This is a genomic window from Novosphingobium panipatense, from assembly GCF_900182875.1.
Classification (GTDB): Bacteria; Pseudomonadota; Alphaproteobacteria; order Sphingomonadales; family Sphingomonadaceae; genus Novosphingobium; species Novosphingobium panipatense.
This window is the reverse complement of record NZ_FXUI01000005.1, coordinates 146,021-164,479: the sequence shown is the minus strand read 5'-3', so window position 1 is coordinate 164,479 and position 18,459 is coordinate 146,021. Positions and strand designations below refer to the sequence as shown.

Annotated in this window: 24 protein-coding genes; 10 read left to right on the top strand and 14 right to left on the bottom strand. The window is 65.8% G+C overall.

The window, feature by feature from the left end; all coding sequences use genetic code 11:
- The first annotated feature begins 254 nt into the window (after window positions 1–254).
- Complete coding sequence (locus tag QOL62_RS10265) at window positions 255–1,700, top strand: succinylglutamate-semialdehyde dehydrogenase (protein WP_283406152.1); 1,446 nt, start codon at window positions 255–257, stop codon at window positions 1,698–1,700.
- Between the two features lie 6 nt (window positions 1,701–1,706).
- Here QOL62_RS10265 and QOL62_RS10260 read toward each other — a convergent pair whose 3' ends face one another.
- Window positions 1,707–2,420, bottom strand: a complete 714-nt coding sequence (locus QOL62_RS10260) for a hypothetical protein (RefSeq protein ID WP_283406151.1) — start codon at window positions 2,418–2,420, stop codon at window positions 1,707–1,709.
- A gap of 250 nt (window positions 2,421–2,670) precedes the next feature.
- The gene (locus QOL62_RS10255) at window positions 2,671–3,096 is read right to left on the bottom strand and encodes a glycine zipper 2TM domain-containing protein (RefSeq protein WP_103728062.1); all 426 of its coding nucleotides are present in this window, start codon (window positions 3,094–3,096) and stop codon (window positions 2,671–2,673) included.
- 220 nt (window positions 3,097–3,316) lie between these two features.
- Here QOL62_RS10255 and rarD point away from each other — a divergent pair, with 220 nt between their 5' ends.
- Window positions 3,317–4,216, top strand: coding sequence for an EamA family transporter RarD (gene rarD / locus QOL62_RS10250; RefSeq protein WP_283406150.1), 900 nt, complete (start codon window positions 3,317–3,319; stop codon window positions 4,214–4,216).
- A gap of 54 nt (window positions 4,217–4,270) precedes the next feature.
- Here the strand turns inward: rarD and QOL62_RS10245 are convergent, their stop codons facing one another.
- Both QOL62_RS10245 and QOL62_RS10240 read right to left on the bottom strand, forming a co-directional pair.
- Window positions 4,271–5,596 carry a dihydroorotase gene (locus QOL62_RS10245; RefSeq protein ID WP_283406149.1) on the bottom strand — a complete coding sequence of 442 codons (1,326 nt, stop codon included), beginning with the start codon at window positions 5,594–5,596 and terminating at the stop codon, window positions 4,271–4,273.
- An 84-nt stretch (window positions 5,597–5,680) separates the two neighbouring features.
- Entirely contained in the window at window positions 5,681–6,223 is a 543-nt protein-coding gene (locus QOL62_RS10240) for a hypothetical protein (RefSeq protein ID WP_199183762.1), read from the bottom strand.
- A gap of 263 nt (window positions 6,224–6,486) precedes the next feature.
- Between QOL62_RS10240 and rplU the strand changes: the two genes are divergently transcribed.
- The 4 genes from rplU (at window position 6,487) to QOL62_RS10220 (ending at window position 8,605) form a co-directional block, all read left to right on the top strand.
- Complete coding sequence (gene rplU / locus QOL62_RS10235; protein ID WP_103728059.1) at window positions 6,487–6,783, top strand: 50S ribosomal protein L21; 297 nt, start codon at window positions 6,487–6,489, stop codon at window positions 6,781–6,783.
- A 24-nt stretch (window positions 6,784–6,807) separates the two neighbouring features.
- Window positions 6,808–7,077 carry a 50S ribosomal protein L27 gene (rpmA, locus tag QOL62_RS10230; RefSeq protein ID WP_103728058.1) on the top strand — a complete coding sequence of 90 codons (270 nt, stop codon included), beginning with the start codon at window positions 6,808–6,810 and terminating at the stop codon, window positions 7,075–7,077.
- Between the two features lie 249 nt (window positions 7,078–7,326).
- Window positions 7,327–7,887, top strand: coding sequence for a GNAT family N-acetyltransferase (locus tag QOL62_RS10225; protein WP_283406148.1), 561 nt, complete (start codon window positions 7,327–7,329; stop codon window positions 7,885–7,887).
- A gap of 163 nt (window positions 7,888–8,050) precedes the next feature.
- Complete coding sequence (locus tag QOL62_RS10220) at window positions 8,051–8,605, top strand: GNAT family N-acetyltransferase (protein ID WP_283406147.1); 555 nt, start codon at window positions 8,051–8,053, stop codon at window positions 8,603–8,605.
- 9 nt (window positions 8,606–8,614) lie between these two features.
- On the opposite strand, the gene ygfZ is transcribed toward QOL62_RS10220, so the two are convergent.
- Together ygfZ and QOL62_RS10210 are read right to left on the bottom strand one after the other, a co-directional pair.
- Window positions 8,615–9,358 carry a CAF17-like 4Fe-4S cluster assembly/insertion protein YgfZ gene (gene ygfZ / locus QOL62_RS10215; RefSeq protein WP_283406146.1) on the bottom strand — a complete coding sequence of 248 codons (744 nt, stop codon included), beginning with the start codon at window positions 9,356–9,358 and terminating at the stop codon, window positions 8,615–8,617.
- A 45-nt stretch (window positions 9,359–9,403) separates the two neighbouring features.
- Window positions 9,404–10,318 carry a LysR family transcriptional regulator gene (locus QOL62_RS10210; RefSeq protein ID WP_103728055.1) on the bottom strand — a complete coding sequence of 305 codons (915 nt, stop codon included), beginning with the start codon at window positions 10,316–10,318 and terminating at the stop codon, window positions 9,404–9,406.
- A gap of 112 nt (window positions 10,319–10,430) precedes the next feature.
- Between QOL62_RS10210 and QOL62_RS10205 the strand changes: the two genes are divergently transcribed.
- The 4 genes from QOL62_RS10205 to QOL62_RS10190 all read left to right on the top strand — a co-directional run bounded on the left by QOL62_RS10205 (window position 10,431) and on the right by QOL62_RS10190 (window position 12,984).
- Entirely contained in the window at window positions 10,431–11,129 is a 699-nt protein-coding gene (locus tag QOL62_RS10205) for a pirin family protein (protein WP_103728054.1), read from the top strand.
- 73 nt (window positions 11,130–11,202) lie between these two features.
- The gene (locus tag QOL62_RS10200; RefSeq protein WP_103728053.1) at window positions 11,203–11,781 is read left to right on the top strand and encodes a nitroreductase family protein; all 579 of its coding nucleotides are present in this window, start codon (window positions 11,203–11,205) and stop codon (window positions 11,779–11,781) included.
- A gap of 126 nt (window positions 11,782–11,907) precedes the next feature.
- A complete protein-coding gene (locus QOL62_RS10195; protein WP_283406145.1) occupies window positions 11,908–12,243 on the top strand; it encodes a hypothetical protein in 336 nt (111 codons plus the stop codon).
- 72 nt (window positions 12,244–12,315) lie between these two features.
- A complete protein-coding gene (locus tag QOL62_RS10190) occupies window positions 12,316–12,984 on the top strand; it encodes an HPP family protein (protein WP_283406144.1) in 669 nt (222 codons plus the stop codon).
- 32 nt (window positions 12,985–13,016) lie between these two features.
- Here the strand turns inward: QOL62_RS10190 and QOL62_RS10185 are convergent, their stop codons facing one another.
- The 8 genes from QOL62_RS10185 to QOL62_RS10150 all read right to left on the bottom strand — a co-directional run bounded on the left by QOL62_RS10185 (window position 13,017) and on the right by QOL62_RS10150 (window position 18,449).
- A complete protein-coding gene (locus QOL62_RS10185) occupies window positions 13,017–13,478 on the bottom strand; it encodes a molybdenum cofactor biosynthesis protein MoaE (protein WP_233203763.1) in 462 nt (153 codons plus the stop codon).
- A 1-nt stretch (window position 13,479) separates the two neighbouring features.
- Complete coding sequence (locus QOL62_RS10180) at window positions 13,480–13,746, bottom strand: MoaD/ThiS family protein (RefSeq protein WP_346770685.1); 267 nt, start codon at window positions 13,744–13,746, stop codon at window positions 13,480–13,482.
- Window positions 13,743–14,762 carry a GTP 3',8-cyclase MoaA gene (gene moaA / locus QOL62_RS10175; protein ID WP_283406142.1) on the bottom strand — a complete coding sequence of 340 codons (1,020 nt, stop codon included), beginning with the start codon at window positions 14,760–14,762 and terminating at the stop codon, window positions 13,743–13,745. The genes QOL62_RS10180 and moaA overlap by 4 nt, the downstream gene beginning before the upstream one ends.
- Window positions 14,759–15,106 carry a Rossmann fold domain-containing protein gene (locus QOL62_RS10170; RefSeq protein WP_103728047.1) on the bottom strand — a complete coding sequence of 116 codons (348 nt, stop codon included), beginning with the start codon at window positions 15,104–15,106 and terminating at the stop codon, window positions 14,759–14,761. The genes moaA and QOL62_RS10170 overlap by 4 nt, the downstream gene beginning before the upstream one ends.
- Window positions 15,103–15,474, bottom strand: coding sequence for a dihydroneopterin aldolase (locus QOL62_RS10165; protein ID WP_103728577.1), 372 nt, complete (start codon window positions 15,472–15,474; stop codon window positions 15,103–15,105). The genes QOL62_RS10170 and QOL62_RS10165 overlap by 4 nt, the downstream gene beginning before the upstream one ends.
- 12 nt (window positions 15,475–15,486) lie before the next feature.
- Entirely contained in the window at window positions 15,487–16,374 is an 888-nt protein-coding gene (locus QOL62_RS10160) for a class I SAM-dependent rRNA methyltransferase (protein WP_283406141.1), read from the bottom strand.
- Window positions 16,374–17,777: a threonine synthase gene (gene thrC / locus QOL62_RS10155; RefSeq protein WP_283406140.1), complete on the bottom strand. Its 1,404-nt coding sequence runs from the start codon at window positions 17,775–17,777 to the stop codon at window positions 16,374–16,376. Before thrC ends, QOL62_RS10160 begins: the two co-directional genes overlap by 1 nt.
- 117 nt (window positions 17,778–17,894) lie before the next feature.
- Window positions 17,895–18,449: an SURF1 family cytochrome oxidase biogenesis protein gene (locus tag QOL62_RS10150; RefSeq protein WP_283406139.1), complete on the bottom strand. Its 555-nt coding sequence runs from the start codon at window positions 18,447–18,449 to the stop codon at window positions 17,895–17,897.
- Between the last annotated feature and the right edge of the window lie 10 nt (window positions 18,450–18,459).

The window sequence follows — 18,459 nt, the reverse complement described above, 5'->3', positions numbered from 1 at the left end:
CCCTTCGATCCGCAACCCATCCTGCCCCGAAAGGCGCAGCACGCCGCTCTGCCATCAGCGGAGCGCCCAGCCCTGAACGCGCGGCATGGATTCCAGACGGTGGGGCCGGCCCGATTCACCCCATGTTAGGAGCGTGGTAGCAATAGCTGTGCCATGCAGGTGAAATGTTGAACCCGATCGGCTAACGAGCGTTAGCCCCCGCAAGATGCTGAAGAAACGCTGAGGGCGGGCAGTCGCACCAGGAAAACGGATTCGTGAGCGGACAACTCCACAGGGCAACAGGCCGATTCGAAGCCACGGCGGAGATCGTCTCCTACGAACCGGCAACGGGCGCGGAGATCTGGCGTGGCGCTGTCGCCGATGTTGACGAGACGGTCGCGCGCGCCCGGCGCGCCTGGCCGACATGGGCCGCACAGCCATTGTCGACCAGGATGGAACTGTTGCGCCGCTTCGCCAACGAAGTGCGCAAGGACGCCGAGGCGCTCGCCACGTGCATCGCCCGCGAAGTGGGCAAGCCGATGTGGGAAGCCCGGTCCGAAGTCGACGCCGTCGTCGCGAAGGTGGAAGTCTCGATCCGCGCCTATGCGGAACGGACGGCCCAGCGCCGGCTCGATTCCGCCCTGCAGGGCGTGATGGCCGTGCGCCACAAGCCGCATGGCGTGATGGTCGTGCTGAGCCCGTTCAATTACCCCGCACACCTTGCCAACACCCATATCGTCCCGGCCCTGATCGCCGGCAACGCCGTCATCTTCAAGCCCAGCGAGCGCGCTCCTGCCACAGGCGAGATGCTGACGCGATGCTTCCACCGCGCAGGCATACCGGCCGCAGCCATACAGTTCGCGCCGGGCGGACCGGCTGAGGGCGAGGCGCTCGTCGGCCATGACGGGGTGGATGGCGTCCTCTTCACAGGCTCTGCAGCCAACGGGATCGCCATCAACCGCCGCCTCGCCGCACGCCCCGACCGGCTGGTTGCGCTCGAGATGGGCGGAAACAATCCGATGGTGGTCTGGGATACTCCGAAGCTGACCGACGCGGCCGCGATCGTCGTGCAGTCCGCCTTCGCTACGGCCGGCCAGCGCTGCACGGCCGCCCGGCGGCTGATCGTCCGGGACACAGTGTACGACGCGCTCATCGGCGAAGTGAAAACCCTGGCCGATCGCCTCATCTGCGGAGGACCTTTCGACGAACCGGCTCCGTTCATGGGGCCCGTCATCGACAATGCGGCCGCCGACGGACTGACGGAGCGGTTTCTTCACCTGCTCAGTCACGGCGGTAAGCCGATCAAGCACCTCGTGCGCTATCATGATGGCCTTCCTTTCCTCAGCCCCGCGATCATCGACGTGACCGGGATGGAGGAACGGCCGGACGGGGAGATATTCGGCCCCATCCTGCAGGTCGTGCGCGTGTCCGACTTCGACGAGGCGATCGCAGAGGCCAACGCCAGCCGCTATGGCCTCGCCGCCTCGCTGATCGGGGGGACCCCGCAGGAATACAATCGCTTCTGGGCCAATGTGCGGGCCGGCATCATCAACTGGAATCGCCCCACGATCGGCCCCAGCCATTCGGCCCCTATGGGCGGCGTCGGCCTGTCGGGCAACAACCGCCCCAGCGGCTTCTATGCGGCGGACTACTGCGCCTATCCCGTCGCCTCGGGCGAAATGGACCAACCGCGCGCAGTGATCGGCGTCGGCCTTCGCTGACGGTCGCTACCTGCCGCTCGTCACCAGATCGACCTCGGTCAGGGCGCCCGACCGGCTCCTTGCATAAATCACGTAAGCCCGGCCCGCCTTCCGCCCGCCGAGCACATGGTCCTTGCCTTCGGTGCGATGAACGGCGGTGTAGCCAGCCGCCGTCGCCTTCGTGAAATAGAAGCTGAGCACATCATCCACGCCCACGGGAGTCATGAAGTTGACGACGCGCAGAGCGCAGTCTTGTCCATCGACTCCCGCAGCCTCCTGAACCGCGCCGCGCGGGTACACCGGCATCGCATCGGGCAATTTCGCCGCCCATGTGTTCGAATACTGCACGCTGGCGGAACAGTCCGTTTTGGCGAGCCTTGACTGCTCCGCCACCTGCGCCGCCGTTGCCGCATCCTGGGCAAGGGATACGCTTCCGCCGCCGACCGGCGCGGGCACCGGCCTGAGAGTGCCACCCGCGCTTTGAAGCGCCGCCTTGCGCGCCGCTTCCACCGCCTCGGGGGAGCGGTCCTGTGGCGGTATCGTCACCCGCCCGCCCTCGGCCGAAAGAGCCGCGCCCTGCTGTCCGGAAAGGTCGGGGTCGACCATCAGCGGCTCATTCAAGGCATCGGCAAGCGCCGGATCGCTCTCGGCCGGCACCGTCGCCTTTTCCGCCGGACCACAAGCCGCAACGCACAGCGCCCCCAACAAGGCCAGACCGGGTAACGGGGCTACGAGCTTCATGCGGACGATCCTTCTTCCTGCGCCTGTGTTCTTCGCGACGCTTCAGGAAGACGGCAAACCGGCGACGAACGCCAGCCCCGAGAACAAGGCGTCCCATCGCGGGATACCGGGGAAAAGAACGCGCTTCATACCTGCACATACGTCAGAGGGCGCCCGCAAGATGCGAGCGCCCTCTCCGTCCATGCGCTGATGGCAGGACGGTTCCCCCGCACGTCGCCGTTCGCGCGGGGAAACCTGCTTGTGTCGGAACTTAGCGGCAGCGCGATCCGCCGCGGTCGACCTCACGGCCCAGCAGGGCACCGGCAGCCGCGCCGATCAGGGTACCGGCCGTGCGATCCCGGCCGCCATCGACCTCGCGGCCCAGCAGGGCGCCCGCCGCGCCGCCGATCAGCAGACCGGTGGTGCCGTTGCTGCGACGGCAGTAGTACCGACCGTCATTGCCGCGCCAGGAGCTGTTGCGATAGTTGTCCCCCCGGTAGCGGTTGTCACGATAGCCGTAGCCGCGACGGTAATCCTCGCGCGAATAGCGGTAACGGTCCCGACCCTGCTCGTAGGTCTGCTCGCCCGGGGCGGTGAAGCCGACCGGGTGGCTTGAAACGGCAGCGGTTGCGGGCAATGCGGTGACCAGGCTGGCAGCAGCGGCAGCGATGGCCGAGGCCTTGAAGAATGCGTTCATCTCAAATCTCCTCTTCTCGGAAGCGAACCGGCCATCTGAGTCGATCCGCGTTACGCATTCATCTTTAGGCCACCTATCCTGAACGGCTCGCAACACGACGGTCAGAATTGAACTTTGCGATGAACCGAGTACAGCCCGGCGGCGGAACGAGCGTTGCCGCCGGAAAGAGCCCGGCCTAAGAGCGCCCCCGGATGGCAAGTCGCTGTCCGGAGACTTGAAGATGCCGCCATCCAGTCAACGTCAGGGATCGCTCCTGTCCGGCCTTCTGCCGGCGATAGGAGCCTATGGCATCTGGTGCCTCTTTCCGTTGTATTTCGCGCTTCTGAAGGAGGTTGGGCCGTTCGAGGTGGTGGTCTGGCGCCTGATGTGCACCCTGCCGTTCTGCCTCGTGATGATCGTCATCCTGCGGCAGGGCCCGGCCTTGCGCGCCGCTCTCAGCAGTCCACGAATCGTAGCCGCTCTTGCACTCAGCGGGGTGCTGATCGGCACCAACTGGCTGATTTACGTGATCGCCGTCATGGAAGATCATGTTCTGGCGGCAAGCCTGGGCTACTACATCAACCCGCTCGTCAATGTCCTGGCCGCAACGATCTTCCTGAAGGAGAAGCTGACACGCCGCCAATGGATCGCCGTGGCGCTGGCTGCCGTCGGCGTGGCCTTGCTGGCGAAGGGAGCGCTGGACACGCTCTGGATCAGCATGGCGCTGGCCCTTTCGTTCGCGGGCTACGGGCTGACCCGCAAGCTTGCGCCGGTGGACGCCCTCCCCGGCCTCACTATCGAGACGCTGGTGCTGCTCCTGCCCGCCACGGGTCTGCTGGCCTGGCAGTGGCAGACCACCGGCAGCCTGGCGATGGGATCGTCGCCGGGCATCAGCCTGCTCCTCCTCTGCGCAGGACCGCTCACGGGTATTCCGCTGATGCTGTTCGCCAAGGCAGCCAGACGGCTCGATTTCTCGGTCCTCGGCTTCATCCAATTCGTGACGCCGACGGGCCTGTTCCTGCTCGGCATCCTTGTCTTCGGCGAGCCCCTGAAGCCGGTCCAGCTCGTCTGCTTCGCCTTCATCTGGAGCGCGATCGCGGTCTTCTGCTGGGATCTCCTCGCCCGCCGCAAGGTGGCCTGAGCGGCCGCCGCTCCCGCTGATTCGGGGTACGGCAACCACTCCGAAGGCTTGCGGTCAGAGGGCTCCGGCGAAGCGCAGCGGTTCGCCCACGGCCCGGTCGGCCAGTTGTCCCTCCCACATCGCGGAGTGCCCCCGCACGATCGTGCCGACGACGCGCCCTTCCAGCTCCATGCCGGTGAACGGGGACCAGCCACAACGGCTCTCACCCCAGTCCTCGGTAACGGCGAAACGGCCCTTCCGGTCGATCACGGTGAAGTCAGCGTCGTAGCCAACGGCGATCCGGCCTTTGCACACAAGGCCGAACACCCGCTGCACGCCGCTCGAGGTCATGTCGATCAGCCGCTCCAGCGTCAGCCGGCCTTTGGCGACATGATCGAGCATCAGGGGAAGCAGGGTCTGCACGCCCGGCATGCCGGACGGGCTCGCCGGATACGTCTTTGACTTTTCCTCGCGTGTGTGCGGGGCGTGATCCGACCCAAGCACGTCAGGCACGCCCGCACGGAGCCATTCCCAGAGGCCGTCCCGATGCGCCGCGGACCGGATGGGCGGGTTCATCTGCGCGAAGGTTCCCAGTTTGGGATAAGCCTCTTCGGCCGCCAGCGTGAGGTGCTGCGGCGTGACCTCGCAGGTCGCGACGTCGCGGTGCTGGGCGATCAACTCCAGTTCGGCCGGCGTCGTGACGTGAAGGATGTGGATCGGCCGGCGCGCCTCCCGCGCCAGGCGCAGGATCCGCTTCGTGGCAAGCATCGCGCTCTCGTCGTCGCGCCAGACCGGGTGGCTCGAAGGGTCGCCCTCAACCCGCAGGTCCTTGCGCGCGTTCATCCGCGCCTCATCCTCGGCGTGGATGGCGACGCGGCGGCGGCCATGGGCCAGCACCCGCGCGAGCTGTTCGTCCTCCGCGACGAGAAGGCTTCCGGTCGATGCCCCCATGAAGATCTTGACCCCGGCCGTACCGGGAATCCGCTCCAGCTCCGCCAGCGACGTGGCGTTGTCCGCAGTGGCGCCGACGTAGAAGGCGTGATCGCAGTGCATACGGTGATGCGCGCGCGCCAGCTTGTCACGGACACGCTCCTCCGTGTCGGTGTTGGGATTGGTGTTGGGCATTTCGAACACCGCCGTGATGCCGCCCATGACGGCGGCGCGGCTTCCGGTTTCGAGGTCCTCCTTGTGTTCCAGCCCCGGCTCGCGGAAATGGACCTGGCTGTCGATCACGCCGGGAAGGACGTCGAGACCCGTGCAGTCGATCCGCCTTCCAGCGTCGGGGTAGGATCCCACTCCGATGATCCGCCCGTCCCGAACCGCCACATCGGCCTGCACAGGGCCGCTTGGCGTATGAACCGTGCCACCGGAAAGGACGAGTTCGGGTGCGGGTGCGCTCATCGAGGGGAGGCCTTTTCTAGGGGAACATCACGGACGCCGCCGACCTAGTCTCCTCGCCTCCCGCTTTCAAGGCGCCGGGGCAATTCAGGTCCTGAGGCGCCCCGCCAGTCGGGCGATGAGGCTATCCTGCGCCTCAAGCAGCGCTGCGACCTGGCTGCGGGCATCGCCAATTGCCGTCGCCGAGGGTGACTCCTCGACGGGAGCGGCGTTCCGGGCTTCGGCATAAAGCAGGTCGAGCTCCGCCAGCGCCGACATCGCGGAGGAGCGGCTCGATTCCAGCCGTGCCAGCGCGACGCTCGCGGTACTCCACGAATCGGTGCCGGTGGAGCCGGCAGCTGATACCGCCCGCTCGGCCGCCGCACGGTTGGACTGGAAGCGACCGTCGGCATCGCGCGCGGCCTTCACCAGTCCGGCCAGCCGCGTCAGCAGGTCGGCACTTGCAGGGGGCAGCGCCGGAGGCACCGCCGATCCTTCCCCGTCCACAGGCGTGCCAGTGCCACTCACGCGCTCGACGTCCCGTATCGCCAGTGAAGGGTATCCACCGGCAGAGGAGCACGCGGACAGGCCCAGGGCCACGGAGCCGCAAAGAAGAACGGGGGCGAGCAAACGAACTTTCGCGCTGATCATGGCCGTGCCATAGCATGACCTCGCCGGAGCGGGAGAGGCTTTAGACACGCCGTCTTCAGCCAAGTCCGCGGTTGACACGAATCGGGTCATCCCTTAACGGCACCCATCTTTCCGGCCCCTCGCGTAACAGCGGGACGGACGGCGCGTCGCCCGAAAAGCTCGGCATTTCGATTGCTCTCTCTTTGGGGAGCACTTGAAGCGGAGCGGCCGGGGCAAGTTTGTTTCGGCTCGTTTCGGGCATTTTGATATTAGGTAAGGGCACCATGTTCGCAGTAGTGCGCACGGGCGGCAAGCAGTACCGGGTTGCCGCCGGAGACAAGATCGCGGTCGAGAAGCTGGCTGGTGAAGCCGGTGACAAGATCACCCTGGGCGACATCCTGCTCGCCGGCAAGGATGGCGAGATCGCCGACGTCGCTAACGTGACCGTCGCAGCCGAGATCATCGCTCAGGCCAAGAGCGAAAAGGTCGTGGTGTTCAAGAAGCGCCGCCGCCACAACTACCGTCGCAAGAACGGCCACCGCCAGCAGATGACCCTGCTGCGCATCGTGTCCGTCGGCTGACCCAGATTTTCGGAGTAACCAGAAATGGCACATAAGAAAGCAGGCGGTTCGTCGCGCAACGGTCGCGACTCAGCAGGCCGCCGCCTTGGCGTGAAGAAGTTCGGCGGTCAGGAAGTGATCGGCGGCAACATCATCATCCGTCAGCGCGGTACCAAGGTGTACCCGGGCGTGAACGTCGGCATCGGCAAGGATCACACCCTGTTCGCGCTGGCCGAAGGCCGCGTGCGCTTCCATGACGGCAAGCAGGGCCGCAAATACGTCTCGGTAGACGTGATGGCTGAAGCAGCCGAGTAATTGGGTGGTCTGTCAAAGGGCCATCCTGACGGGATGGCCCCGCCGATCCGCTTAGGACCGGCAGAATGAGGGAGAGGCCCCGCCCGTCTCCCTCTTTTCGTTTCTCCCTCCCGCGTGCCCGGAAACGGTGCCGCGCATGCGCCCCCGCATGCCGTGCTCTTCGGGCCTTGTGCGACTGCGCCCGACACCGGGCGTAATCGCAGTGTCACGCCGGCGCGATAGGCGGCGGCGGGGGATGGAGTACCGATGATGTTCATACGCAGTGAAAGATTGTTCCTGCGCCCTGCCTGGCCCGAGGACCGTGACGAACTGCTGTCACGGATCGCTGATGAACGCGTCGTGCGCAATCTTGCCCACGCGCCTTGGCCCTACACGGGGGAGGACGCCCGCACCTTCATCGAGGCGCCGCAGGTTCACCGCCTGCCCAGTTTCCTCGTCACCGTGCCGGACCCGCATGGCGCCCGGATCATCGGCGGCTGCGGACTGTCGCCGCACGACGATGAAGTGAACCTTGGATACTGGATCACCCCCGCCGAGCAGGGGCGCGGCTATGCTACAGAGGCTGCCCGCAGCCTGCTGGGCCTTGCCCGCGTGCTCGGCCATCAGCGGATCGTGGCGCACCATTACATCGACAACCTTCCCTCGGGCCGAGTGCTCGAGAAGGTCGGCTTCCGCCGTACCGGGCGAGTCGTCGAACGGTTCAGCCAAGGCCGCGGCTACGCAAGTCCCTCGCGCGAGCATGAAGTCGTCTTCGAGGCGCCGGCAGACTGCGACGGGAACGATGCCATGAGCCGCCGACGGGCTGCCTGAAAGACGCGGAAGGCAACGTGGCGGCACCGGCTGCACGGCCTTCCGCCCGCGTTCTCCCGCCGGTTACGTCGCACATTGCTGCAGATTGGAACCAAAGCGCGTGCAAGCTCTGCTGCATGCGTGCATAATCCGATTCGCAAAAAGCACGACGGAGAACCCTGTAATGTTCGTCCGCACGGAGAGACTGTTTCTGAGGCCCGCGTGGCCGGAAGATCTCGGCGATCTTGTCGAGATTTTGGCGGAGGAGGACATCCAGCGCAACCTGGGCGTCACACAGCTGCCCCGCACGGCTGATGAGCTGCGCGTGTATCTGAACCGACCGCGCGATCTCCACCTTCCCCACTTCTTCATGTATCTGCGATCCCCCACCGGCGCAGAGCTCGTGGGCGGCATCGGCCTTGGCCGAAGCGACGACGACGTAGAGGTGGGCTACTGGATCGCCCCCCGCTACCGCGGCCGAGGCTTCGCCAGTGAAGCCTTGCGCGCGGTGATCAACCAGGCACGGACCCTGGGCCACAGACGCATCGTGGCGTGCCACTTCGCCGACAGCTGGCGTACGGGTGACGTGCTGGAAAGCGCAGGCTTCAGGGACACGGGCGAGCTTCGGCCGCGCCCCAGCGCCAGCCGAGGACTGGACACCCCCGTACGCGTCTATGTTGCCGATCTCTCCAGCTCAGGCCGGGCGGCCGGGCCGCCAACCGCGCTCAACGCCGCGTAGCCGGTCGCCTCAGGCTTTTTCAGTCAGCCATGACGGCATCAGGTCGGGAGCGATATCCTCGACTCGCAGGTGGTCGACCGCAAATCCCAACTCGGGATAGGACGCACGCCGCCGCTTCTCGTCGGAACGATCCAGCGGCACGACGACCAGTCGCCGGTTGATCTTCTGCCGCCAATTCATGCGTGCGGTGTTTTCCTGCCCGACATAGCAGCCCTTGGTAAAGCTGACGCCGTTCAGCTCGGCGGCGTTGCATTCCAGCCAGAGGGTTTCCCCATCGCCGAGTTCGCCCCGTCCCTCCGGGACGCCAAGGGCGAGACGGTGTGCAAGCCACGCCGCGTCCGCTCCACCACCCTGCACACCGGTGTCCTCGACAGGGGCTATCCAGCGTTCGCCCAATGCCGCAAGACGCGGATCGGGCGCTGCCCCGTCGCCCACATGCGGCCGCCACTGGACGGTAAGACCGTCGTCCCGGGCTATATCAATCGCCTTGCGCAGGCGGTAGAGGGAAAGGCGTTTCACCAAAGCGTCGGCGCCATCGGCCTCACAATCGAGCAGCAGGCCATCCCCTGCAGGCCAGACGATGAAGTCGAACAGCGCCTTTCCCTGCGGCGTCAGCAGGCCCGCCCACACCGGCAGCGGTCCCGACACATCGGCGGTCACCAGTCCCTGCAGGAAATCGACGACGTTCTCCTGCGAACCGGAACGCGGGGAAAGCCGGACCAAGGCGCGGCCGAAAAGGCGGGTAGCAGTCATGGCTCTTAAGTGGGGGAAGAAAGCCGGCGCGGCAAGAGCAGGGCGTCAGCCTGCAGGCGCACAGGCCGCCAGCCGATCGCGCAGTTCATCCAGTACCCACACGGCGGCCGGTCCGGGCAGGCAGTCCTTGCGCCACATGGCGACCAGCGCGTAATTCAAAGTCGTGCTTTCCGGCAGCTGCAGCTCGACGAGGGCGCCCGACTCGATGTCGCCGCTCACCACATGCCGGGGCATCGACCCCCAGCCGATACCTTCCTTCAGCAGCGCATGCTTCGCGCCGAGATCGGCCAAGCGCCACGAACGGGGACTGAATACCGAGAAGTCCCGCCCTTCGGTGAGAGGTGAGCGATCGGTCAAGACCAGCTGGAGGTGCTTGCGCGTTTCGCCCGGCACGATGCGATCCAGCTTGGACAGTGCATGGTCGGGGGCTGCAACCGGGACCATCTCGACACTGCCGATCCGCTCCCGCTCGATCTCGGGCATGTCCATGATATCCGGGCCGGCGATACCTAGCGTTGCCCGCCCATCCAGCACCAGAGCCGCTACGGCACCCAGCGCCTCGATGTGCAGGCGCAGCGGCACGGTCGGAAAGCGGGCCTGGAAATCCCGCAGGAGACGGGCCAGCACGCTGCCCGGTACCATCACGTCCACTGCGATGGACAGCTCCGGCTCCAGCCCCTGCTTCAGGCTGCGCACCTTGGCAAGCAGCGCGTCGACATCGTCCGAAATCGCATGAGCTTCCGAAAGCAGCGCTCTACCGGCCGGGGTGAGCTGCGGCCGGCGCGACCCTTCGCGATCGAAGAGGCGGACATCGAGCTGGCTTTCGAGCTGCGCGATCGCATAGCTGACGACGGATATGGCACGGCCAAGACGGCGGGCCGCCGCGTTGAAGCTTCCTTCTTCGACTACGGCGAGAAAGCAGCGCAGGTGATCCAGACTGGGCGGTACAACGTCGACCATTCAAAATTTCCGAACATGTTTCTGCAATTTATAACAGTTATCCTGGACACCGCAAACCGCTAACCAGGCTTCAAGAGGGAACGCTACCTCGGCATACCTCAAGGAGTGTACCATGATAGAACTTCGTCCTTTCGGCAGCATCGGCGCCGCAAACCACGGCTGGCTCGACGCGCATCACCACTTCTCCTTCGGAGACTACCATGACCCGGCCCGTACCAACTGGGGACGGCTGCGCGTGTGGAATGACGATACCATCGCTCCCAGGACCGGCTTTCCTCCGCATCCGCACCGGGACATGGAGATCGTCACCTATGTCCGCAAAGGGGCGATCACGCATCGCGACAACCTTGGTAACACCGGCCGGACCGAAGCCGGCGACGTTCAGGTAATGAGCGCCGGAACCGGCATCCAGCACTCCGAGTACAACCTGGAGGACGAGGACACCACGCTGTTCCAGATCTGGATCATGCCGGACCGGCGGGGTGAGGATCCCAGCTGGGGCACCCGGCCCTTCCCGAAGGACGACCGGACTGGACGTTTCGTGACACTCGCCAGCGGCATGACGGGCGATGACGAGGCGCTGCGGATCAACGCCGACGCCCGCGTCCTGGGTGCCACGATCAAGGCCGGCGAAACGGTCACGTACAGCACCGATGCGGCTCGCCACAGCTATCTGGTCGCTTCTACCGGCCGCATCCGCGTTGGCGACGTCGAAGCGGGCGCTCGTGACGGGGTTGCCATCACCGGGCTCGCCACCATCACCGTGACCGCTCTCGAGGACGCGGAGCTGGTTCTGGTAGACGCAGCCTGACCAGCCGCAGGAGGGCCGCAGCCCGTGCCCTCCTGCCTGTACTTTTTTGCACGCAGAAGAAGGATCAATCCAGATGACCGGACGTATCGCCAATCCCCGGATCGAAAAGCTCATCGTCGACCGCTGGTCTCCCCGCGCGTTCGACGGCAGCGAAATACCGCAAGAGGACCTCGACACGATCCTGGAAGCAGCCGGGTGGGCCCCGTCGGCCTACAACGTCCAGCCCTGGACCCTGCTGTATGCAAGGAAAGGGGATGAAAACTGGGAACTGTTCCTCTCGCAGCTGATCGACTTCAACGCAGGGTGGGCCAAGGATGCCTCCGCGCTTGTCTTCGTGGTGTCCGACCGGCTCATGCGGTCGGACAAGGGAGACTCGGCGAATCACAGCCACAGCTTTGACGCGGGCGCAGCCTGGGCGCTGGCGGCTATTCAGGCGCAGGCGCTGGGGTATCACACCCACGGTATGACCGGCCTCAAGTTTGGCGAGGCGGAAGCCGCGCTGGGCATCCCGGACGACCACCGTCTCGAAGCTGCCTTTGCCATCGGCCGCATGGGCGACAAGACCTCCCTACCCGCATTTCTCCAGGAGCGTGAGGTGGCGAGCAATCGCAAGCCGCTCGCCGAGATCGTCCGGGCAGGAAAGTTCGCCTGAAAAGGCGGCTGTTCCGAAGTTGCCGCAGCCCGGTTCTCCAGACGAGGACCGGGTTTTCTCGCGTCATCAATCCGCCTTGATTGCGTGGCGTTCTTGCAAGGCCCTTCGCTTTGCACGGACACGTTCATGCCGCCTGCCGACCACGTACCGACGCCGCCCGTTCTTACGGCTCCGCTGTTCGATCTTGCCGAGCTTCCGCAGACGGGGGAGCGCGTAGACCTTCGCGCGGTGAAGCCTCGCTGCCCGCAGGGGCGCCCCGGCGAAATTGTCGTCTGCGCACCCGACGCCGAAAAAGAGCGGGTCCGCCCGCTTCCCGACACTTACGTAACGGCAGAAGGCCTGCCCCGCGCGGAGATGTCGCTGAGCGAAACATCGACGCTCGGCGTCGAGCTCGAATCGGCGGGAATAGGCGGTGGTCAGGTCAGCCAGCGGGCGATGGTGCGTTATAAGCTCAAGTTCTGAAAAGCTCGGCTATTCCCCGGCAAGGGAAGTCTGCCCTCGCAACCGGCGGCATCCTGCGCCATAGGGCGCGGCATGATCGGGCCATCGGACGCTACACCGCACTTGCCCCGGCGCCTTCCCGCCGTGGGACAGCTTGGATGGATACGCGGTGCCCTGGGCGGTGTCCTTGGCATTGCCCTCGCCGGTGCCGTTACCTGGATGCTGCTGGGCCGCCATGGCGATGCGCTCCCCTTCCTTGTGGCTCCACTCGGCGCATCGGCGGTCCTGGTGTTCTGCGTACCGGCAAGCCCCCTTGCGCAACCCTGGGCCGTGCTTGGCGGCAACCTGCTGTCCTCCGTGCTTGGCCTCGTGATCGGCCATCTCTTCGGCAACCCGTGGCTCGCAGCAAGCGTGGCGGTCGGTGCGGCGATCGCCGCCATGTCCCTTCTGCGTTGCCTGCACCCGCCGGGCGGAGCCTGCGCCCTTCTCTGCGCGCTCGGAGCCACCGGGCCGTCGCCGTGGGACGCGACGATGCTGCTTCCGATCATCGCCAACGTCCTTGTCCTGTGCGGATTCGGATGGGTCTACAACAACAGCACTGGCCATCCGTGGCCTCACGTCGCACCCGCAACGCCGCAGCCTCTCTCCATTCGGGAGGATGTCGAGGCTGTGCTGGAGGACTGGGACGAAGTGCTCGACGTCGATGCCGAGGACCTCGAGGCCTTCGTGCAGGCGGTGCTACGCCGTAGACGGTCTGGTTGAAAAGTCCCGCGCAGGCCACTCCCCTCGCGCGTTCACTGCCAGCGGGCGATGTCTTCGAAGTCCTGTTCGCGCGGTTCGATCCAGCGCCACTCCCCGGCGACTTTTTCGCGCTTCCAGAACCACGATTCGCTCTTCAGGTGGTCCATGGCGTAATCGGCGGCGGCGAAGGCATCGCGGCGGTGGCGTGCGGCCGCGGCCACCAGCACGATGGGCTGCGCAGGCAGCATCACTCCGCTGCGATGGAGGATGAGCAGGCCGTCAAGGTTCCAGCGGGCCCGGACCTGTCTCGCCAGCGCTTCCATCGCCGGAAGGGTCAGGGGCGCGTAGTGCTGCAGTTCAAGCGCTTCCACGCCCCCGCCTTCACGCACCTGGCCAAGGAAGCTGACGACGCCCCCCGACCCGGGATGAGCCTGGGCAAAGGCGCGCAGTTCCTCCGCCGGATCGAAGGAGGAGGCAAGGAGGCGCACATCTGAAGGCACCGGTGCGTCCACCACATCAGCCCCCTGAAACGGGCGGCAGGAAGGCGATCTCGTCGCCATCGGCAAGGACCAGTGCGGTCTTGTCGGCGATCAAGACGCCATTGACGGCAATTCTGACCTTGTCCGCCTGAACCGCATCCACAAGCGCCTGCGAATGCCGTTCACCAAGTGTCGCCAGAAGATCGTTCCAGGCCAGCGGCCCCGCTTTGGCAATGTCCTGGGAGGGACCCCCTGCGAGATCTTCGAGACGCCCCAGGAACACCAGTTTCTTCGGCAATGTCACCCCCCGGTCATCGACATGTGGCGGGCCAGCGCCGGCGCGGCGCCGCGTTCATCAATGGCGAAGTGGTGGCGCGCGGGCTTTATGCGCATGGCGGTGTCGAGCGCTTCGGCCAACGCCCGATCCGGATCGTCCGAACGCAGAGCCGCGCGCAGGTCGACCCGCTCATTGCCGCCGAGGCAGGCGTAAAGCTGGCCGGTGGCGGTCACCCGGATCCGGTTGCAGCCTTCACAGAAGTTGTTCGTCAACGGTGTGATGAGGCCAAGCCGCCCGCCCGTTTCGGCAACATCCCAGTACCGCGCAGGCCCGCCGGTGCGGTGCGCGCTTGGCGTCAGGGTCCATCGGCGGGACAGGTCGTCGTGCACGTGCATCAGCGGCAGGTAGTGATCGATGCGATCCTCCTCCACCTCGCCCAGAGGCATGACCTCGATCAGCGTGACCCCGAACCCCTGTCCGTGAGCCCAGGCGATAATATCGGCGATTTCGTGCTCGTTGATGCCCTTGAGGGCGACCGTGTTGATCTTCACCTCGAGACCGGCCGCCTTTGCCGCGGCCATGCCTTCAAGCACCTGCGGAAGCGAATCGCGCCGCGTCAGCCGGGCGAACGTCGCACGATCCAGTGTATCAAGCGAGACGTTGATGCGCCGCACACCCGCTGCACGCAGCTCATCCGCGAACTCCGCGAGTCGCGTGCCGTTGGTCGTAAGCGTCAGTTCCTGAAGGTGGCCATGGCCTTCATCGTTGCCGATCCGCCGCCCGAGTGCCCGCACGAGGTCCATCATGTCGCGGCGCACAAGCGGCTCTCCGCCGGTGAGGCGCAGCTTGGTGATGCCGCGCGCCATGAATCCCAGTGCAAGGTCGTGCATCTCGTCGAGCGTGAGCACCTCCTTCTTCGGCAGGAAGGTCATGCGCTCGGGCATGCAGTAGGCGCAGCGCAGGTCGCAGCGATCCGTCACCGAAAGGCGCAGGTATGTGATCCTGCGCTGGAACTGATCCACAAGAGGCTGCGGCGGGCTCATTCTTCCTGATATAGCACTCCGGCGGCGCCGGTTCCATCCAGCGGCAACAATTGCCCCGTGACGCCGCCCGCGCCCTCGATCCAGCGCTGCGCCGCGCGTATCGCGTCCGCTTCGTCGCTCACGATCGCGTTGACCCGGGAGGGTGCAAAGCGCCGCGCCAGCCCCTGCACGGCGGCGAGGCGCCAGGCGCGGTGTTCGTTGCCAGCCGGCAGAAACACCAGCGTCAGCGGATCGGCGCCGCCCGCGAGCGTGGCCTCGATACCGGGCAGCAGCCGTGCGTGGAAATCGACCGCAGCCTCGAGCGCGTCCTCAGACAGCGGCCCAAGATGCAGAAGCTCCTTCACCGGCGTACCCGGGTGAGCGTCATCCCGATCCGCTCGTTCACTTCGGTCAGCGCAAGCTTCACGATCTTCACCGTCACCGCTTCGACACGCTCGTCCTGGAGGAACAGCGTCTCGCAGATGTGATCCGCCACCGCTTCGATCAGCTTGAAATGCACCCCCTGCGGCAGCGCCTCGGACGCCGCGAACTTCAGGTCCATGTAGTTTTTGCTCGCCGTCAGCGGCGTATCGGGGGCGTAATGATCCGCCGGCCTGAGCTTCACGGAAATCGTGAAACGCAGGGGCTGCGGCTTGCCGGTCTCCTCGGAGTAGATGCCCGTAAGGACATCCTGCTCAAAGTCGGCAACTTCAAGAATAAGCGAATCGGCCATCATGCGCGCCCCTTAGCCGGGATTCGACCAGCGCGCGAATATCGCCGTTGGCAGGAGACGGCCCCCCTCGTCCTCGCGAACTGCCAGATCACCGTGCTCGATCGTGCCCGGCAGCTCCGCAAAGAGTTCGTTCATGAGACCGGCAAGGGCCAATGAGGACATCCGCACTGCATAGACGGTAAGGAAAAGGAACCGGCTTTCGCTATCGAGCAGGCGCCGGCAGTCCGCCAGAAGCGCGGGCAGGTTCTCTTCCAACCGCCAGGTTTCGCCCCCGGGGCCCCGCCCGAACTTGGGCGGATCGAGAATGATGCCATCGTAGCGCTTGCCGCGCCGCACCTCGCGCGCCGCGAACTTTGCGGCATCGTCGATCATCCAGCGCACCGGCCGGTCCTGCAGGCCTGCCAGCGTGGCGTTCTCGCGCGCCTGCGCCACCGACTTCTTGGACGCGTCGACGTGAGTCACGGGACCATGCGCGGAAAGCGCCATGGTGCCCACGCCCGTGTAGCCGAACAGGTTCATCGTGCTGGCGTCGGTTCGGTCGGCCAGCATGGCGCGCATCCAGTCCCACACGGGTGCCATATCCGGGAAGAAACCCAGATGCCGGAAGGGGGTACATTGCGCAGTGAACGCCACTTCGTTCCAGGCCAGGGGCCAGCCCTCACGCGGGACCGGCTTGTCGAAATGCCAGCGCCCGCCGCCGTCCTCGTCGGAGCCGGGGACGAATTCTCCGTGCGCATCCCAGTCTGCCCTGCGCGGCGTCCACATGGCCTGCGGTTCGGGACGAACGAAGCGGTAGTCGCCGTAGCGCTCCAGCTTGCGACCATGCCCCGAATCGACGAGCCCGTAGTCCTGCCATCCTTCGCCAGCGAGGACGAGGGGTTGAGAGACAAGCTGTGCCATCAGACCTTCGGACTGGCGTGTTCCGCCACGAAAGCGGCCACTGCGCCGTACTCACCCGCTATCGAGGCGTACCGCTCCTCACGCTCGAACAGGTCTCCGACGCGGGTGGGGAGCGTCGGCCGCTGGCCCGTTGCACGCTCAACCGCTTCGGGAAACTTGGCAGGATGCGCGGTCGCCAGCGTGACGACGGGAATGCCGGCCCCAATGCCCGCGCTGCGCGCTGCGAAAAGGCCGCAGGCGGTATGAGGATCGATCAGTTCGCCACAGTGTTCGTACGCCCAGCGAATGGTCGAAGCCATCTCGTCCGCATCCGCGCGGGCCGACGAAAACAAGGCGGAGGCCCCCTCCCGCTGCGCGTTGGTCAGCTTCATTGCCTTCGTCGCTTCGAAGCCGGCCATCTGCTCGGCCAGGGCCCCGCCATCACGGCCGCCCAGATCGAAGAGCAGCCGCTCGAAATTCGACGAGACCTGAATGTCCATCGACGGCGCTGCGGTCGGCGTCACCGTGCCTTGCGAATAGTCGCCTTCTGCCAGGGCGCGGTGAAGAATGTCGTTCACGTTCGTGGCGACGATCAGCCTTTCGATCGGCAGACCCATCTGAGCGGCCACATAGCCGGCGAAGACATCGCCGAAGTTCCCCGTCGGCACTGAGAAGGCGACCTTGCGGCCGGGCGCGCCAAGCTGCAGGCCGGCCGCGAAGTAGTAGACGACCTGCGCCATCAGCCGTGCCCAGTTTATGGAATTGACCGCGCCGATGGCGAACCGGTCCGTCATGCCCTTGTCGTTGAACATGCGCTTCACGATGGCCTGCGCATCATCGAAGCTGGCGTGTTCCAAAGCCAGATTGTGCACGTTAGGCGCCAGCACGGTGGTCATCTGGCGGCGTTGAACGTCCGACACCCGCCCCTTGGGGTGGAGCATGAAGATGTCCACCTTCGCGCGTCCGGCAACCGCATCGATCGCGGCCGAACCGGTATCACCCGATGTGGCGCCAACGATCGTCAGGTTGCGATCCGATCGTCCGAGGAACTCCTCGAACAACAGGCCCAGAAACTGCAGCGCCACATCCTTGAATGCCAGCGTCGGACCATGGAACAGTTCGAGCAGCCATTGCTGCGAATCGAGTTGCACCAGGGGTGTAACCGCGTCGTGAGCGAAACGGCCATAGGCCTGTGTCGTCAGCTCCAGCAGCCGCTCTTCGGTGAGGCTGCCTTCCACGAAAGGCGCCATGACCTTGGCGGCGAGTTCCGCGTAAGGCAGTCCCGCCCAGCTCGCGATCTCCTGCTCGGAAAACCGGGGCCATTCGCGCGGGACATAGAGCCCGCCATCCGATGCGAGGCCGGCGAGCGTCGCGCCTTCGAAGTCAAGCGCCGGTGCGCTGCCGCGGGTGCTGATGTAGTCCATGGGAAAGCGCGGTTACCCGTGAAGTGGCGAAATGAAAAGGCTGTCCTTGGCTGAGGTCGTGAAAGAAACGATTTCAGCGGCTCCAGCCGGACTCTTGCAGAGCCGCCGGGCGGCCCCCTACCGCCTGCGACGAAGCGCCACCACGAAGATCACGAAAGCCGTCGCCGCGAAGAAGAACCATTGCATCGCATAGGACAAGTGGTTGTTGGGGAGCTCCGAGGGATCCGGAAGGGCGTTGGCTTCAAGTCCGCCGACCGGTGGTATCGCCACGAGCCGCGGCCCCGGGGCGATGACCCCGGTCACGTGCCCGCCCCGCCATTCACCCCGGTTGACCTGGCGGGACCAGCCAAGCACGACCAGCGCCGAGACCCCGCCGGGCAGCGCACATCGGGCGGTCTGCGCCAGCCCGGGTTCTCCCGAGGCGTTGCGACCGGCGATGCTGCTGCGGTTCGTCACCGAATGGCAGGTCAGCCAGGCCCGGCGGTAGAGCAGCTCCGGTCCCACGCCCACCGCCGTCCAGTGGACCGGTGCCGGGTTGGACTGCGCAGCCGCATACTGCGCCAGCAGCGCTTCCTTCTCATGCATGCGGCGCAACTGCCAGAAGCCCAGCGCGATCATGGTCGCCACTGCGGCGAGCACAACGAGCGTGGCAATGATGGGGATGCGGCGCATAGGCGTTTCC